The sequence below is a fragment of the Ferrimonas gelatinilytica genome, assembly GCF_039544205.1.
Classification (GTDB): Bacteria; Pseudomonadota; Gammaproteobacteria; order Enterobacterales; family Shewanellaceae; genus Ferrimonas; species Ferrimonas gelatinilytica.
In genome coordinates this window covers 169,711-187,436 of the sequence record NZ_BAABLF010000004.1, presented here as the reverse complement: position 1 = coordinate 187,436, position 17,726 = coordinate 169,711, and the positions used below count along the sequence as shown (strand labels likewise).

Sequence of the window (17,726 nt, the reverse complement as noted above, 5' to 3'; positions counted from 1 at the left end):
TAGACAATCCCGAGCCAGTCGGGTTGGTGATAGAAGATGAAACTAAGAACGTTAACGCTAGAAAATTTTAGGGGCTTTAAGCACTTTAAGTGCGAGTTCCATGAAAATTTGAATGTGCTGGTTGGCTTAAACGGTTTCGGCAAAACATCTTTGCTTGATGCCATTTCCGTCGCTTATGGCCAATTTATGAGTGGCTTCGGGACCAGTATCGACCGTGGCATTCATATTAAAGAGGTGCATTTAGCAAAAGTCTCTACTGCACCCGTCACTATGGAGTATCAGGTACCGAGTGTTGTCGGTGCATCGTGTTACCCATCTTCTATCCCGGACTTTCCAGAGTCGTGGAGTCGACAGAAAAACAGCACCAAAAAGAATAGCCGCACAACCCAGGTTAAAGAACTAAAAAATGCAGCTTATACGTTGCAGAAGATGGTTCAGGAAGGTGCAAATGTTGCGCTGCCTCTTATTGCATTTTACGGGACCGACCGATTAGGCGAGCATGAGTTTGAGCCTTCTGGAGCTCGGCGTGAACAGCCAGAACTTGCTAAGTCAAGTCGATTGGAGGGATATAAGGATTGGTTTAGACCAAAATCTAGCTATGAGACATTTTCTAACTGGCTTTATCTCGAAACGCTAGCAAGTTCTGAACGAAACATGGAAATTGATGAACTTCGTACTCAGGGCGTCAGCCTCGTTCCTGGCAATATACACAATGAGCATCTTAGAGCATTGCGAGAGGCTTTGGATACAGTACTCGAGCCTGCTGGTTGGTCTAATGTTCGCTATTCACCAAATCAAAAACGTCATATCGCTACCCATACGACGCAAGGTGATATGCCTCTTGCCCTGCTTAGCGATGGCGTTCGTAATGTGGTGGGTATGGTTGCAGATATCGCTCACCGTGCAATTCGCCTGAATCCATTTTTGGGTCGACATGCGGTCAAGGAAACGGAAGGGTTGGTGCTAATTGATGAAGTCGATATGCATTTGCACCCTCAATGGCAGCGAGTTATTGCCTCCAATCTTAGTAAGGCATTTCCTAAGATACAGTTCATTGTTACTAGTCATAGCCCACATATAATCGGGGAGCTTAAGCCATCTCAAGTTGTGTTGTTGCGGCAAGATGAGCATGGAGTTGTATCAGCAAGTAACCCGGCGCAAAGCTTCGGTTTAAGCAGTGATACAGTACTGAATGAGATTATGCGAGATCGCCACGTTAGTAGTCAGATTACGCGTAATAAAGAAGTTGAGGCTGAGCTTGAACGTATCTTCGAGTTAATTGATGAGGAAGATAAAGAGCAGGCCGAGATAGCGATTGCAGCGCTAGAAGAAAAATTACAAGGAGAGATTCCTGAGCTACTGCGCGCCAAGCTTTCACTCGATTTTGATGAGTGGTCAGACTGATGCGGCAAATCACTAAGTCCAGAGAGCCTCAGTCACTAACGCAGTATAAACAGCAAGGCCATGCCTCATATGCAGGATTGCCGCAACAAATGCGTACTGATTTAAAAAACTCTTTGCTCACAGAGCAAGGAATGGTTTGTGCTTATTGTATGCAGCGAATCAAATCTACAGCTATGCGTGTTGAGCACTGGGCTAGCCAAGATGAGCATCCAGGCTTACAGCTTTCTTATAGCAATATGCTTGCTTGTTGTACGGGGAATGAAGGACAACCAAAGGATACTTATACGTGCGATAAGCTAAAGGGGAACGACCCTTTAACATATTCGCCAGCGAAACCACTGGATCGAGTGGATAGTCGAATTAGGTACCTGGATAACGGAAAGATTAAGTCTACGAATGTGGCATTCGATACAGAACTTAATCAGGTACTCAACCTTAATGAAACTCGTCTTGTTGCTAACCGGCGAGCGGCTGTCGATGCCCTTAAAGATCGTTTGGCTCGTAGGGCTGGAGCCAGAACGAAAGATCAGCTCAGAGCTTACTTAGCTGAGGTTACCTCGAAAAATGCCAAGAATCAGCTTAAGCCGTTCTGGGGAGCGATGGCGTACTACCTAGAAAAACGGATAAACCGATGAGTAAGCTCCCAAATTTTAAAGAAGAATACGCGGCCAAGGTGCCAGCGCTAACGCTGTTGACCAACCTGGGCTATCAGTTTGTGCCGCCACAGCGCTGCACAGCGATGCGCGGCTCACTGGCGACAGTGATCCTGCCAGAGGTGTTGCGTGCTGAGCTGGCTAAACGTCGGTTCCACTTTAACGGCAAGCAACATCCGCTTTCTGCTGCGACCATCGACAAGCTGGTCCAAGAGCTGTCGAACCCAGCCATCAACGAGGGCCTGCGGACTGCCAACGAGAAGATCTACGATGCGTTGATGTACGGCATCGGTGTGACCGAGTTTGTGGATGGCAAAAAGGCCACTCCTACGGTGCAGTTGGTGGATTGGGAGAACTTCGAAAAAAACCAATTCCATTTCACTGAAGAGATGGAGGTGCAGAACGTTCAGGGCACTGGCCATCGTATCCCCGATATCGTCTGCTTTGTGAATGGCCTGCCCTGGGTGGTGATTGAAGCCAAGCGCCCTGATTCAGTAAAGGAAGGAAAGCCGACCATTGCTGAAGGGGTGTCGCAGAACATCCGTAACCAGGGCTCGGCGGAGATCCCCCATCTGTTCGCTTACAGCCAGTTGCTGCTTTCCATCAATGGCAACGATGGCCTCTACGCCACTTGCGGCACTCCGGAGAAGTTCTGGGCCAAGTGGAAAGAAGAGGAGATCATCGATGCGGAGATGCTGCGGCTGAAGAACAAGCCGTTGTCGGATGGGCAGTTGAAGGCGATCTTCGATCACCGCTCCCGTGCTGAATGGGACTACTATCAGAGCCTGATCGCCGGTGGCGAGCTGGTGGTAACCGATCAGGACCGTTTGCTGGTCAGTCTGCTGCGGCCAGACCGACTACTGGAGATCCCGCGCTTCTACACCCTGTTTGATGCCAAGGCCGGTAAGATCGTCGCACGCTATCAGCAGGTGTTCGGTATCAAGGCGCTGGTTGAGCGGATCACCAGCTTTGATGAGCATGGCACCCGTAATGGTGGGGTGATCTGGCATACCACGGGCAGTGGCAAGTCCTTCACCATGGTGTTCCTGTCCAAGGCATTGATCTGGCTTGAAGCCCTGAAACAGTGCCGGGTGGTGATCGTGACCGACCGGGTGGATCTGGAGGAGCAGCTTTCCGGCACCTTTGCCACCGGTGGCGTCCTGTCTAAGCGGGACAAAGAGGAAGCGATGGCGACCTCTGGGCGACGTTTGGCGGAGCAGATCGGCAGTGGCAATGAGCGAGTGATCTTCACCATCATCAACAAGTTTGGCGCCGCCGCTAAGCTGAAGCAGTGCTACAACGACAGCCCCAATATTCTGGTCTTAGTGGATGAAGGGCACCGCAGTCAGAACGGTGAGAACAACACCCTGATGCGCCAGGCACTACCGAAAGCGGCCTTTGTGGCTTTCACCGGTACCCCATTGCTTAAGGATGACAAGACCGAGAACAAGTTTGGCTCCATCATCCACTCCTACACCATGCAGCAGGCGGTGGCTGATAAGACGGTGACGCCCTTGCTGTACGAGGAGCGTATCCCCGATCTCAACCTCAACGAGAAGGCGGTTGATGCCTGGTTTGACCGTATCACTGATAAGCTCAGTGAGAAGCAGCGGACAGATCTGAAACGCAAGTTCGCCAGGAAAGGGCAGATCCACCAGACCGAAGGGCGTATTGAGCTGATCGCTCACGATATATCGGATCACTTCCAGAACGTTCAGAAACTTGGATTGAAGGGCCAGTTGGCCTGCGATTCCAAAGCCTCAGCCATTCGCTATAAGCAGGCGTTGGATAAGATCGGCAAGGTCACTTCGGTGATCGCCATGTCTCCACCCGATACCCGTGAGGGCAATAGCGAGGTGGATGGGGAGAGCAAAGATCTGGTACAGCGTTGGTGGAAAGAGAACGTTGGCTCCGAGGATGAGAAGAAGTACACCAAGCGCATCATTGAGGATTACGGCACCGACGAAGGGCCGGACCTGATGATTGTGGTGGATAAGCTGCTGACTGGTTTCGATGAGCCGAAGAACGCGGTGCTCTATATCGATAAGCCGTTGAAGCAGCATAACCTGATCCAGGCCATTGCCCGGGTTAACCGGCTGCATAAGGCCAAGCAGTTTGGCTACCTCATCGATTACCGTGGGATCCTGAAAGAGCTGGATACCACTATCGAGCAGTATCAGGACCTCGCTGAGCGCACTCAGGACGGCTTCGATATCGATGACCTGAAAGGCCTCTATGACCGGATGGATACCGAATACAAGAAACTGCCGGGCTTGTATGACGACCTCTGGACCATCTTTGCGGATGTGAAGAACAAGCAAGATGGTGCTGCGTTGCGGCAATCGTTGGCGCCAAAGATTGAGGAGCAAAACGGTCAGTTTATTGATCTTAACCTGAAGAAGCGGGATGACTTCTATGGCGCCCTATCGGCGTTTGCTAACTGCCTGAAGGTGGCGCTGCAGTCGGCCAGCTTCTTTGAAGACAAGAGCTTTGATGAAGCCAAGCGTCGTCACTACAAGGAGACGCTGAAGCAGATGAGCAACCTACGCAAGCTGGTAAGGGAGGACGCCGAAGAAACGGTGGATTACGACCAGTATGCGGAGGAGATCAAAGCCCTGTTGGATAAGCACGTCGCTGGGGTTGAGATCCAAGAGCCTGCTGGTGTGTACCGCGTCGACAAGCTGGGTAAGGACATCAAACCGGAAGATATGTCCGACGATGAGGCCCGTAACCGTAAGGATAAGATCACCGGTCGTATCACCAAGATGATTGAGCAGGACCTGGCGGATGACCCTTATGCCCAAGAGTACTTCTCCAAGCTGCTCAAACAGGCGATCGACGATGCAAAGGCGATGTTTGATGCACCAGTGAAGCAGTACCTGCTGTTTGCAGATCTGGAAGAGCAGGTGAAAGAGCGCAAGGTGGATGAGCTGCCGGATCGCTTCGACGGTAACCGACACGCCCAGGCTTACTTCGGTCTATTCAAGCACTTGTTCGAGAGCGAAGTCTTAACTACGGCTGAGCTGACGGAAGACAAGCTGGTGCAGTTGGCCTTTGATATCGACAACGTCGTCACCAAGGCCGTGGCCGAGTACTCCATTAACCCTCATGAGATTGAGAATGCGATCAGCCGTGAACTGTTACCACTGCTGTTCGCGCCTCTGGGTATTGATAAGGCTGAGCAGTTGATCCAAGAGGTCATTAAGATCGTGCGTTTTGGAGCTCAGCGCCGATGAGTGACATCCTGTCCCGGCAGGCGGGCAAGCACGCTGCAGAAAGTCAGTCTGAATGTGGCGTGTTTGCTTATGGCGACCAGAAGGTGGAATACCAGGTGGTTCGCTTTTGCCCCGAAAAACCTTCTCAGAATAAGGTCACCATCAAGGTACATCCGGATAGCCGTGTCGTCGTAGCAGTACCTAGAGAGGCTACGGAGCTGCAGATCCGCGATGCCGTGTACAAACGTGCTCGTTGGATCTGGCAGCATCTGGAGGATTTCCAAAGCCAGATGGACGATGTCCACGAGCGTCAGTACATCAGTGGAGAGACTTACTTCTATCTCGGGCGCCGATATCAGCTTAAGGTGCAGATCGAGCCTGAAGCCTCTGTAGGCATCAAGATGGCTCGAGGTCGGCTAGAGGTAACGCTGCCCAAACCGCTGCATAACCAGCGTGAAGTGGTCAAAGGGCTGCTGGATAAGTGGTATCACACCCAAGCTCGACGCGTGTTCCGGCAACGTATGAAGGCGCTGATCCGGCAGATGAGCTGGATTAGCGAGTTGCCGCCCTATCGGGTTCTGCCGATGCAAAAGCAGTGGGGAAGCTGTTCTCGAGAAGGGCGACTAATGCTGAACCCTCATCTGGTTAAAGCCCCGAGGGACTGTGTCGACTACGTCCTAACCCATGAACTTTGCCATATCGCTGAGCATAACCACAGCGAGCAGTTCTGGCGGCTGCTTGGTCAGCAGATGCCGGACTGGAAGGTGGTGAAAGCCGAACTCGATGGTATGGCTGAGATGTATTTGAATGAGTGAACGTTTTAACCCGTTTGCTCCAATGCCGGAAGAGTCTCTAAATAGCTTTGTACTTAGAACACTGGCTGTTAATGGCTACCATAAGGAATGTTCATGGGTTATATCATCTAGCGGCTGGATCCTTGATTTTTCAGTTCCTTATAATACTAAGTGGCTATTTGATAAAAGCAGACAGCCAGAGTTGTTTTCCTTCTTTCGAGAGAATTCAGGCTCTGCGAGGCTAGGTGGCGTATTTGATAGTCCAATCATGGCGATAAAAAACTATAGAAAGGTGTTTGCTCCAGAAAAACCACGAGAGAGAAAAAGTCTTGGAGAAGGCCCTATTGGATTTTGCAAAAAATGCTTTGAAGAGCAGTTGAGTGAGTTTGGCTTTTGCTACTTCAAACGTGATTGGACGATGAGTAATGTGTGCCATAAGCACAAGATAAAGTTAAGCTACTTTGTACCTGATAGCAGGGATTCTGCAGTGGCTATTGCAGCCAATCCAATGCGGTATGTTGGTGAGCCAAGCCTGCAGCTAAGCTCGGAACCACATCGATACATGAGCTTTCTAAAAGAAAATTACCTAGAGAAGGAAAACTATAAAATTGCCTCTTGTGCAAAGCATGAGATATTTGTTCATCTTTCTGCATTTGCTTCTTGGATTAAGAAAGACATCTTGTATAACTTTCCTGATGATTGGTATGAGTTTGCTAGTCGGTTTGATGGGAGGTCGATTAATAAATCTAATACAATGTTGGAGTTTGAAGTTAGGTTAGAGAAGAAAATGGGCTTGATTGAGAAAAGACTCAGCTCAGAATTATATAGTTTGATTGAGAGTCGATTTGTTAATTCATTCTACTCTTATGAAGATGATATATGCAGAGCCTCAGGGGCGATATTGAAGTCTAAATATCGGAGTTGCGTTCAATGTGATAAGTGCCTGGCTCTGGCGAATGATTATGATAAGGGTTCCAAGTTCACGATTGGTGGGGAGAGCTTGGACACTTCATTGTGAGTTAGTAATTGAAGGATAATTTTACGAACTTGCGTCTGTAAGGGCCCCTTTCAGAGGTCAGGTCAGCACACAGCCCATGGGTTGTTACTGATAGGTGCTATAGTATTCGTCGATGGAAGCTGAGTTCAGACTTGGCTGGTGAGCAGCGAAGTTGGGACAACCCTTGCCTCTGCTTCAACTTAGTATCGCGTTACGACAAGAAAATCCCCGACAACGATGTAGAGTTGTCGAACACAATTGCAGCGTACAAATTTACTATACACAAGAATAATACTAATTAAACAGGATGCAACCCATAGCTAAGGGCAGTATTTTAAATAGGTTGAAAACAGGTAATGCTCAAGATTAATACCTTTAATTGAAGTGAGAATTCATTTGTTGATTATAAGTTAATCTACCCACCGTGTTTTATATATCCTCACATTAACATAATGTATGGGGATGAGATCTTGGGGGAAACTATGGAAGTGAAATGATATAAACTCTGACGAACCATAATTAACTAAGCTGCTTGTACATCTGCTTGTGTCGGATGAATCAATTCGAAGTAATGGACGGTACCTTTCAAGTACAGCCAGAGATAAGTCCTTACCATGTATGTCATGTTTAGTCACTTCGCCACCAAAGATACTTTTGTTATCTAATGAATCATCTATTTCAAAGGGTTCGATAATTAATCCTTTGTTATGGATGAATAACCTATATCGCATTGATGCATCCAGCTTATAGCTTGCATCAATATGGTACCAATATGCAGTGTTTTTTTCGAAGGTAACTTTTGAATTGGAAAATGTTATCTTGCGGTTGTGGTTACTCCAGCATGATATTCTAATACTAGATCGATAACCTGATTCTGGAAGTAGAAAATGCCTTCTGTCAGGTAAAGAGCGACTTGGGATGCTTTTAACATGGTTGATAAAGTGTAATGTGTTAGCATCTATCTTGTCATATATGGGGTCATGAGTAATAATATAGATCTGGTCAATATCATCTGCCTTGTCAACTTTCCATGAAATTTCTCTTACTTCAATTGATATATTTCCAGTTCTTGACTCCCCGGATAGTAATGGACCGCCATCAACCATGATATCTTCTGCAACATGATGCTTGATAATTGCCCTATTTGACGAAACTGATAATATTGGCGAGATAACTACAACCGTGATCTTGGGGAAAACGGAAGTTCCGTTGCCTGTGTTGGAAATCTGGTAACCGATATTCAAGACACCATTTTTTATACTAGGCTGGATTGACCTTGACTCACACCAATGATTGTTGAACCGAGAGTGTTGTGATGTATCTACCAATTCGTTAAAAGAGCCGTTGCATGTATTATATGCGTTAAGAAAGTCTGAATCTGCAGGCGTTAGTAAAACGTGCACAGGAGGGGTAGAGGAATCCTCTGAAATAATCATATGCAGCTCTCCGATATATCTCCAGGTTTCCATTGGCTTTTTTTGTTATCTCTGCTTGCGGTCCATGGTCCATGCAAAAATCCTCGATCACCATCTAAGTTAAAGTTTGGTATATCGGTTGCCCCATTTTCCTCTAAAGAATTCATTAGCCATATTGCTGCTGAAGTTGCAGAACATTGACTTGATATAGTGTGTACTCCGCAACTATTCTTTAATAAATATGCATGACTAACATCATTGCTATCTGTAAAAATCAAGTTTCTATATGCAGAATAATCAACTGCTGTGTTTTTTATATAAGGTTCTTTTGGGGGAAGTTCTTGGTTTATTTTTATGCTGCTGTTGCTAGCCATCCAAGCTGCGGGATGATAGATATGATATGTCTGCTCATTGGCACCATTTGTCCAATGTTCATATGGATATATGCTGTTGCCGCCTTCAGGCCATTTCTGGGGGTAAATAATATGGCTGAAATATTGACTTAGCCATTCTGGCCTGGGATACAGCCAACCTTTTATAGCTAACCCTAGCTGTATATTTTTAAATGCATCGAAGAGCAGTGTTAGAACTTGGTATAATATAAATTTGACGGCCACTGAAGCTGGTGTCACAACTATCTTTATTATTTCATAGGCTGCTTCAAGTAGCTTCTCTATATATCCCACCAACCCTATAAGAAAAGCCAGTATGGTCGCTGGATTGAGGTTTGGAGGTAGCGGCGGGTTATGTTTGGTTATATTATCTATTATTTTTTTAACGCTATCTCTAATACTTTCTTCTATATCACCTAAATCAAAATCAGGTTTTGGCAAATTGAACATGCCAAAATGAGTCGTTCCTTTTATCCAAGAGTTATATAACTCATACATGGCATCAACGTCATCTGATCTCATTACTGGTTTTCCATATGAGTTGTAAACTGAATTCATGCAGTGTGTGATCATTTTATTCAGATTGCCGGGCATGTCCTGCCTTAGTTTTTCAGGATCAAATATGAACTGGTGATGTAAACTGCTATCAGTAACTGATTGATTCTTTATTTGGTTCCATAGATAAGCATCTAAAATCTTTTCTACGTAAGCATGTCTTCTCCAGTGGAGTCTGTATGGACCTCCAACGATATAATTGACGTAAGGGTGACCAATTATGTCCACACCCATGTGACTGGCATAGCCAAAGCAATATGCAAAGAGTTCTTTCCTCGTACGTCCATGTGTGGATGATGCATATTTCCACATGCATCTTAAGTAGTCAGTACTTGATTTGGAGTGAGCTATGTCTGACCACCACCAAAGGCCGTTTTTATTGCTTTTATCTCCTTGTGGGTTCTTATATATCGGAGGGGCAAATTTTTCATACATGTCAAATCTTTCATTTACATATTCGAACAGCTTGGTGAAAAATAATGCTTTGACTGATAGTATTACTGCTTTTGCGTCATCGACAGCACCTTGGGTTAAATCGTTTATTGGTAATGATGTTTTATTGCTCAGATAATGCAATGCTTGCATGACTTCTGATAATGGCCCCATTATATCGCGCCATAACCGATATACATGGCCGACTTGCTGCCAATCATCAGGATGGAAGTAAAGGTAATCTGGGCCGATGCTTCCCCAATTGGCGTACATCCTATTTTGCTGAATCAATTTTATTATGTCAGGATTTAATTGTTTGCTTAATATAGCTTGTTCAAGTGCAAGGTAGTGAGTGAAGAAACCAGCCATAATTAGTTGTCCAAATTAGATAGAGTACTCGGAAGGAGAGAGCGAAAAGTCTAAGGATGCAATATGTTAAATAATTAGGATGCTTCCGATATAAAGTGCACAGGGCAACTGTAGTACACCACGAGGTTCTGTTGATTGCTTTTGGAGTCTAGCGTGGCAACATGAGAATCCGTAGATGATTAGGTCGGTCAGGTCTGTTCAAGACCTCACCAAAGAGATGCCCAGACTCACTATGTACAAACTTTTTTGCTCCTGGCCCTGCCTTGTGTACAAACTCTATTGTGCCGATACACTAGTGCCGAGGTGGGCTTTAGGGCTAAGGATGCCGACAGGCTTGCCTCATACACAGACACGGTTATGCTAGGGCGACACACAGGAAGTGAAGGAAAGTCCCTTTGTCGACGACACGGAATGATGGCCAATCCCTGGTTCGGCGTCGCCTCCCACCCCTCTCTCTGCCCCTGCTGATCGCAGTGTTGCTCGCAGGTTGCCTCGTTAGCCTGGTGATGCTCGACTTTGTTCAGGGGCGCGACCAGATGCGGGAGCATCTGCAGGAAGCGCAGCGCTACCTGCTGCTCCAGCGCGCCCGTCAGATGGAGCAGCTTTTGGTCTCCGCCGGCCCGCGCAAAGCGGGCGAGGTGGTGGAGATGGCGATGCTTCATTGGACCCAGGAGGAGGAGCTGCTGGCGGCCGCGGTGATCGATCGGGAACAGAGAATATTTTTCGGCAGCCGCTTGGTCTGGCGTGGCGGCCAGGCCGAACGTCTGCTCGATGGCTACCGCTCGGAGCTGGCACGGACGGCGGTACTCAGCGGTCGTCACCACTTTCAACCCGCGCTACAGAGGGGTAGTCTCCAGCTCTACTTCCCCCTGGCCCAGCTTAAGTCCGATATGGCGCCCCGCCTCATCTACCTTGAGCAGGATCTGACACCGCTTAATGCCGTTAGCCAGTCTCTGTTTCTCGAACGATTAGGCCGGCTGTGGGGCTTCGCCCTGGCGCTGCTTCTTGGGTTGCTCTGGCTGGGCTACTACTACCTGGCTCGCCCCCTGGAGCAGCTGCGTCAGCAGGCGCTGCGTCTGGGTGAGCCCCGCTGGCAATCACTTTCTGGCTGGCAGGTCGGCGAGATCGCCAAGCTGAGCGACACCATGGAGCAGGCAAATCACCGTCTACGGCAGGGGTATGTTCAGTTGTCGGATCGCGAGCAGCGCTGGTTGTATGCACTGGAGGGTATCAAGGCAGGGGTGTGGGACTGGCAGATTGGCCAGGACAGGGTCTTCTTCTCCCATCATTGGAAGGCGATGCTCGGTTTTCGTGACGATGAGCTGGTGGGCAGCTTTGGGGCCTGGGAGAAGCGTTTGCACCCGGAAGACAGCGATCGTGTGCTGGGGGCACTTCGAACCCACCTGACTGGTCAGGGTGGCCTGTTTGAAAATACCCACCGCTTACGCCACCGTGATGGCCACTACATCTGGGTCCAGGACCGGGCGATGGTGGTGGACTGGGACCCACAGGGGCGACCCAGTCGCATGGTGGGTACCCATCTGGATATTACCGATGAGATGGCGCTGCGCAGCCGGCAGTTCGGCAATGATGTTAGCCTCTCCCGCACCGGGCTGGTGGCCCAGCTGACCCCGATGCTTCAGCAGCCATCGGAGGGTGAGTATGCCCTGCTGGCCTACCTGGACCTGGATGATTTCAAACTGGTCAATGACGTCTATGGCCACAGGAACGCCGATCAACTCCTAGCGCAGCTGCTGGCGCGGTTGCAGCAGCATTACCCCCAGGTGGCCTTGGTCAGGCGCCTCAACGGGGATGAGTTTGCTCTCCTGTTCACCGGATTGGATCCCCACCAGGAAGCGCTGGTGGTCCAGGCTCAGAACCTGGCAGAGCAGTTGCTCGATGTTTGCAGCCGCGACTGGCTACTGGACGGGGAAAGCCTCTATATGGGCACCAGCATCGGCCTGACACTGGTGCAACCGGGTCCAGAGGTGAACAGTGATCTGGTGCTGGGGCAAGCCGAGTTGGCTCTATTCCAGAGCAAGTCCCGGGGGCGCGGCGGTTACTGCCTGTTCCGCAGCGAGATGCAGCAGCAGGTACGTCGCCGGTTGTGGCTGCGTGACGCCCTGGGTAGAGCCCTGAGCGAGGGCGAGCTGGCGCTTCACTACCAGCCTGTGGTGGACGCCGATGGCTTGATCCACGGCGCCGAAGCGCTGTTGCGGTGGCACCATCCCCAGCGCGGCGATATCGCACCGGGGCAGTTCCTGCCGGTGGCGCACCGTTACGGACTTTGCCACGATCTGGTGGAGCTGCAACTGGAGCGGGCCTGCCGGGATCTGGCGGTGCTGAGGCGCTTCGGCCTGGATGAGCTGATGCTCAATGTCAGCCCAAGACAACTGCTTTGGCCTCCCCTGGCCTCCCGTCTGCAGCATCACCTAGCCCAACACGGATTGACCGCGAAGATGCTGGTGCTGGAGCTCTCCGAGTCTGAGCTGGCCCAGCTGACGCCGGAGCTGGAGTCGGTGCTGGTCCAGCTTCGTGGGCTGGGCGTCCGACTGGCGCTGGATAACTTCGGTGCTGGCTTTGTTCCCTTGTCGAGAATGCCCCAGATCCCCTTCACAAGGCTCAAGCTCGATACTCGCTACGTGTGCGGTTCCGGTGGTCTGGATGGACACCCCCTGCTGGTGGCCCAGATGGAGCTGGCGGCCGCCACTGGGCTGGAGTGGATGGCGGAAGGGGTGGATGATGAAGGGTGTCTTGAAGTGCTGCGCCAGGGAGGTTGTCCCCGTTACCAGGGTTACCTGTTTGGGGCGCCACAACCGGTGGATGATCTCCTGGCGCTGCTTAAGTCCCATGGGCGTGCTGCGCCGGGCGGGCGACCGGCCCATTTGGATGCCCAGTGAGCGGTGGTTATCGGAACCACTCCAGCAGGTGCCGCTGAACCTGCTTGCGAACCGCCTGCGCCTCGATGAGCAGCTCATGTCGCCCGTCCAGGGTATGTAACTGGTGCTGGGACTGGCGCTGGCAGAAGGCGTGATGGGCGACATTGCTGACGATGGTGTCCTGCTGCGCCTGCAGGATCTTCAGTGGCGTGACGATCTCGGCCCGACCTAAACGTTCGGTGGCCCTCAGGGCCTGCTGCAACCATTGGTTACTGGGATCCCCGAGCTGCAGCGGGGGCCAGTCACGGTAGAGCTGGCGAAACTGCTCATACTCCCGTCGGTCCGTGGTCAGCTCATTGGCTTCGAAGGGGACGGGGTCGTAATCGTGTCCGCCAGGGACGTAATGGTGGGGCTTCAGGGCCGTTAAAACCGCACTGACCGGCTTTATCAGCGCCCGGGGTACGGGCAGCCGGATCCCGAACATCGGGGCGGTGAAGAGGGCGCGTTCGAAATGATCAGGATGGCGTTCGAGATAGAGGGCGCCGATGGCTCCGCCCATGGAGTGCCCTAGCAGGTAGTGATGCCGGTGCCCATCCGGGAGCACTTTTTGTTGGTAGAACCGGGCCATGTCCTCAATGTAGTCATCGAAGCGCTCGACATGGCCGATATGGGGGTTGCTGAGCATTCGGCCGGAGAGTCCCTGGCCGCGATGATCCCAGAGGTAGACGCTGAAGCCCTGGCGGTGCAGCCACTGTACCCAGGGCCAGTACTTGAGGTAGCTCTCCACCCGCCCGTTACTGATCACCACTGCGCCGCGGGCGTCAGGATGGCGCAGGATACCGAAGCTCAGCGGGATGCCGTCGACGCCGATGAGGCGGCCCTGCTCTGTCTGGCGCCAGAGTGGACAGCCTGCCATCAGTTGATCCAGCGTCATTGCTCGGCTTTAGCCTGTTGGCGAGCCTCGAAGGCGGCCAACTGCTCCGGCGTCGCGGCTTTCTGGTGCTTCTCTTTCCACTCGCTGTAGGGCATGCCGTAGATCGCTTCCCGGGCGGCATCGTAGTCCATGGTGACTCCGCGCTGCTCCGCTTCCGCCAGGTACCACTTGGCCAGGCAGTTACGGCAGAAGTCGGCGAGGATCATCAAATCGATGTTCTGAACCTCCTTGTGGTTGTCCAGGTGGCTCAGCAGGCGCCGCAGCACGGCAGCCTGGATCTCGGTTTCGGTCTGTTTTTCCATCATGAGGCGGTGCCCTCCCGGCGTTGTTGGATCCAATCTTCGATACGCTGTTGCAGCTGCGGCAAAGGTAAGCTGCCTGCACTTAACAGTTGGTCATGAAACTGGCGCAGATCAAACTCGGCTCCTAGGGCCTGCTCGGCATCCCGGCGCAGTCGCCACAGGGTTAACTCCCCGATCTTATAGGAGAGTGCCTGACCCGGCCAACCGATGTAGCGGTCGATCTCCGTAGTGACATTGTGCAGCGACAGGGCGGTGTTAGCGGCGAGGAAGTCGATCGCCTGCTGTCGGCTCCAGCCCTTGGCGTGCATACCGGTGTCCACCACCAGGCGGGCGGCTCGCCACATCTCGTAGGTTAAACGGCCAAAATTGCTGTAGGGATCCTGGTAGAAACCACCTTCAAGCCCTAGCTTCTCGGCGTAAAGCCCCCAACCCTCGCCGAAGGCGCTGATGTAGCTGAAGCGGCGCAGCGGGTGTAGTGGCATCTCCTGGCTCAGGGCGATCTGAAGATGGTGGCCGGGTACCGCTTCGTGCAGGGTCAGGGCTTCCATCTCGTACAGGGGACGCTTGTCGAGTGCGTAGGTGTTGACCCAGTAGTAGCCGGGCTGATCATCCGCCGAGGGGCCGGCGTAGCGCCCTGTGGTGTACTTGGGGGCGATCTCTGCCGGCACCGGCTTGATGCCGTAGGGGGTGCGGGGCAGGGTGGCGAAGAAACGCGGCAGCATGGCGTCGGCCTGCTTGGCGAGGTAGGCGGCGTAGCGCAGTAACTCATCCGGGCTGTCTGGATAGAAACGTGGATCGGTACGCAGGTAGGCAAGGAACTCGGCAAAGCTGCCCTCGAACCCCACGTCGGCGATCACCGCCGCCATCTCGGCCCGGATCCGTGCCACCTCTGACAGGCCCAACTGGTGCACCTCCTCCGCGTCCATCTCCAGGGTGGTGTAGTGGCGAACCCGGTTGGCGTAAAACGCCTCGCCGTTTGGCAGTGCGGTGGCAGCGATGCTTTCCCGCGCCCCGGGACGGTACTCGTTGACGAAAAAGTGGTAGAACGCCCGGTAGGCGGGGATCACACCATCACGGATCAACGCCAGCCCCCGGGCTTTGGCACTCTCATCCTCCAGGGGGACCAGTGGCTGGTAGTAGAGGCTCTGTTCCGGTGTGGTGATAAAGGCGGCGATGCTCTGCTCCAGGCCATCAAGGACGACACGGGGCAGCGTATGCCCGCTGCTGAGCCCCTGGCGCATCCAGCGGGTTTGCTGGTCGAAATAGTCCGGCAGGGCGGCCAGGCGATCCAGATAGGCCTGGGTCTGTTGCGGCGTCTGTAGCCGGGTGCCTCGGGCAAAGCTGGCGATGTAGGCGTAGAACCCGCTCTCTGCCGAAATCGGCATGGTGTGGGCGCCATAGTGGTAGCGGTCAACCTGGTCCTGCAGTTGGTAGCGCAGCATCGACAGGTCTGCCTGCTGCTCGGTGTCCAGTTGCGCCGGGTCCAGCTCCGTGGCCCGGTCCAGCAGTGCCTCAGCAAGCGCCTGTTGCGCGGCCAGGGTGGCGGGGCTCAGGTCCGGCAATCGGCTGGCGGCCGCCTCATCGCCGAAGCGCTGTGCCAGTTGCGGGTCGCGCGTCAGCTGCAGCTGCCAAGCCTGGTCCATCAGGGTGTCGAGGTGGGCTTCCGAGGTGGGGTTTCCGGCACAGCCGGCCAGCACACTGCTGCAGAGCAGGGCTCCGCTACAGAGCAGCATTTTGCCGAGAGAGGGCATGATCCTATCCTTTTGCGAGTTCTCCTTGAGGGCTTGAGTGTACCCGAAGGGCACAAAAAAGCGCCACCGCCGGTATGGCGGTGGCGCTACTATGCCAGCCCGGTTTAGATAACCCGGCTGAACTGCTGCTGTCTGGCCTTATCGCGGAAGTAGCGATCGAAGCACATGCAGATGTTGCGGATCAGGAGGTTGCCCTGGGCCGTCACGGTAATGATCGGCCCCTCATGGGTCACCAGCTGGTCTTCGATAAAGGGGGCCAGCAGGGCCAGGTCTTCCGCGAAGTAATCATCAAACTCGATGCCCCACTGGGCTTCGATGGTCCGCTTGTCCAGGGTGAAGTGGCAGATCAGCTGCTTGATCACGTCACGGCGAATAAAGTCATCGCGCTCGAGCAGGCAGCCCTTGGCCAGTGCATGCCCCTGTTGATCCATCGCCTGGTAGTAGTCCTTCAGGGCCACGGCATTCTGAGCGTAGGCGTTGCCGATGCTGGAGATGGCGGAGGCGCCGAGGCCGAGCAGGTCCGCATCCGGTTGGGTGGTATAACCCTGGAAGTTACGGTGCAGTTTGCCGGCGCGCTGCAGGCGGGCCAGTTCGTCATCGGGCTTGGCGAAATGATCCATGCCGATGAACTGGTAGCCGGCATCGGTCAGGGTATTGATGCTGTTCTCTAGGATCTTCAGCTTCTGCTGCGGGGTGGGCAGATCCTCGTCATGGATCTTGCGCTGGGCGGCGAACCGGTGCGGCAGGTGGGCGTAGTTGAAGACGCTGAGGCGATCCGGGCTGAGATCTTTGATCCGCTCCAGGGTGGCCTGGAAGCTTTCCGGCGTCTGGTGGGGCAGGCCGTAGATCAGGTCCACATTGGTGGAGCGGAAACCCCGCTCTCGGGCAGCATCGACCAGGTCGAAGATGAACTGCTCATCCTGTTCGCGGTTCACCGCGGCCTGAACTCGCTTGTCGAAGTCCTGAACGCCAACGGAGATGCGGTTGAAACCCACCTCTTTGAGCACATCCAGCAAGCTCAGATCGATCTCACGGGGATCGATCTCGATGGAGAACTCCCCTTCATCGGCAAAACGGAAGTGGCTTTTGAGCAACCCGGTCAGTCGCCGGATCTGATCACCATTGAGGAAGGTGGGGGTGCCACCGCCCCAGTGCATCTGGGTCACTGTGTAGTGCTGGAACTTGTCCGCCCGGTTCTTGATCTCCTGCTCCAGGTAGTCAAGGTACTGATCCGCCTTGTGGGCGTGACGGGTGATGATCTTGTTGCAGCCGCAGTAGTAGCAGAGCTTATGACAGAAGGGGATATGCAGGTAGAGCGACAGGTGAGTTTTGTCCGATCCCTGGATGGCTGCATCGAGCTGGGAATCGGTAAAGTCAGGATGAAATTCCACCGCAGTGGGGTATGAGGTGTAGCGGGGCCCGGAATAGTTATATTTCTCGATCAGGGCCTGGTTCCAGCTGATTTTGTCCTGCACGGGGTCACTCCTTTAATGCATCTGTTGGCATTATGCCGCTTTTGTTGAGTCAGACCACAGTGCATGAGCGGGATTTTGCCACTTTGTTGTTTAGGTGCGATCAAACTCAACATTCGACCATAAAAAACGGTTCCCGAGGGAACCGTACTGCATCTATTC

General features: G+C 52.6%; 12 protein-coding genes. 6 read left to right on the top strand and 6 right to left on the bottom strand.

Going from position 1 to position 17,726, the window contains the following annotated elements; all coding sequences use genetic code 11:
- The first annotated feature begins 36 nt into the window (after window positions 1-36).
- The 5 genes from ABD997_RS02215 to ABD997_RS02195 are packed head-to-tail and all read left to right on the top strand — an operon-like array spanning window position 37 to window position 7,084.
- Complete coding sequence (locus ABD997_RS02215) at window positions 37-1,404, top strand: AAA family ATPase (protein ID WP_345315379.1); 1,368 nt, start codon at window positions 37-39, stop codon at window positions 1,402-1,404.
- Window positions 1,404-2,039 (top strand): retron system putative HNH endonuclease, encoded by a 636-nt coding sequence (locus ABD997_RS02210; RefSeq protein WP_345315378.1) that lies wholly within the window; start codon window positions 1,404-1,406, stop codon window positions 2,037-2,039. Before ABD997_RS02215 ends, ABD997_RS02210 begins: the two co-directional genes overlap by 1 nt.
- Window positions 2,036-5,293 carry a type I restriction endonuclease subunit R gene (locus ABD997_RS02205; protein WP_345315377.1) on the top strand — a complete coding sequence of 1,086 codons (3,258 nt, stop codon included), beginning with the start codon at window positions 2,036-2,038 and terminating at the stop codon, window positions 5,291-5,293. Before ABD997_RS02210 ends, ABD997_RS02205 begins: the two co-directional genes overlap by 4 nt.
- Window positions 5,290-6,087, top strand: coding sequence for a M48 family metallopeptidase (locus tag ABD997_RS02200; RefSeq protein WP_345315376.1), 798 nt, complete (start codon window positions 5,290-5,292; stop codon window positions 6,085-6,087). Before ABD997_RS02205 ends, ABD997_RS02200 begins: the two co-directional genes overlap by 4 nt.
- Window positions 6,080-7,084, top strand: coding sequence for a TniQ family protein (locus tag ABD997_RS02195; protein WP_345315375.1), 1,005 nt, complete (start codon window positions 6,080-6,082; stop codon window positions 7,082-7,084). The genes ABD997_RS02200 and ABD997_RS02195 overlap by 8 nt, the downstream gene beginning before the upstream one ends.
- Window positions 7,085-7,473: 389 nt before the next feature.
- On the opposite strand, the gene ABD997_RS02190 is transcribed toward ABD997_RS02195, so the two are convergent.
- Entirely contained in the window at window positions 7,474-8,499 is a 1,026-nt protein-coding gene (locus ABD997_RS02190) for a hypothetical protein (protein WP_345315374.1), read from the bottom strand.
- Window positions 8,496-10,226, bottom strand: coding sequence for a zinc dependent phospholipase C family protein (locus ABD997_RS02185; RefSeq protein ID WP_345315373.1), 1,731 nt, complete (start codon window positions 10,224-10,226; stop codon window positions 8,496-8,498). The genes ABD997_RS02190 and ABD997_RS02185 overlap by 4 nt, the downstream gene beginning before the upstream one ends.
- Before the next feature lie 395 nt (window positions 10,227-10,621).
- Between ABD997_RS02185 and ABD997_RS02180 the strand changes: the two genes are divergently transcribed.
- Window positions 10,622-13,126: a putative bifunctional diguanylate cyclase/phosphodiesterase gene (locus ABD997_RS02180; RefSeq protein WP_345315372.1), complete on the top strand. Its 2,505-nt coding sequence runs from the start codon at window positions 10,622-10,624 to the stop codon at window positions 13,124-13,126.
- Between the two features lie 7 nt (window positions 13,127-13,133).
- Here ABD997_RS02180 and ABD997_RS02175 read toward each other — a convergent pair whose 3' ends face one another.
- From ABD997_RS02175 to hemN, 4 genes are all read right to left on the bottom strand, one after another.
- Complete coding sequence (locus ABD997_RS02175; protein WP_345315371.1) at window positions 13,134-14,039, bottom strand: alpha/beta fold hydrolase; 906 nt, start codon at window positions 14,037-14,039, stop codon at window positions 13,134-13,136.
- Window positions 14,036-14,341, bottom strand: a complete 306-nt coding sequence (locus tag ABD997_RS02170) for a DUF1244 domain-containing protein (RefSeq protein WP_345315413.1) — start codon at window positions 14,339-14,341, stop codon at window positions 14,036-14,038. The genes ABD997_RS02175 and ABD997_RS02170 overlap by 4 nt, the downstream gene beginning before the upstream one ends.
- Window positions 14,341-16,092 carry a DUF885 domain-containing protein gene (locus tag ABD997_RS02165; protein ID WP_345315370.1) on the bottom strand — a complete coding sequence of 584 codons (1,752 nt, stop codon included), beginning with the start codon at window positions 16,090-16,092 and terminating at the stop codon, window positions 14,341-14,343. The genes ABD997_RS02170 and ABD997_RS02165 overlap by 1 nt, the downstream gene beginning before the upstream one ends.
- Window positions 16,093-16,196: 104 nt before the next feature.
- A complete protein-coding gene (gene hemN, locus ABD997_RS02160) occupies window positions 16,197-17,567 on the bottom strand; it encodes an oxygen-independent coproporphyrinogen III oxidase (RefSeq protein ID WP_345315369.1) in 1,371 nt (456 codons plus the stop codon).
- Between the last annotated feature and the right edge of the window lie 159 nt (window positions 17,568-17,726).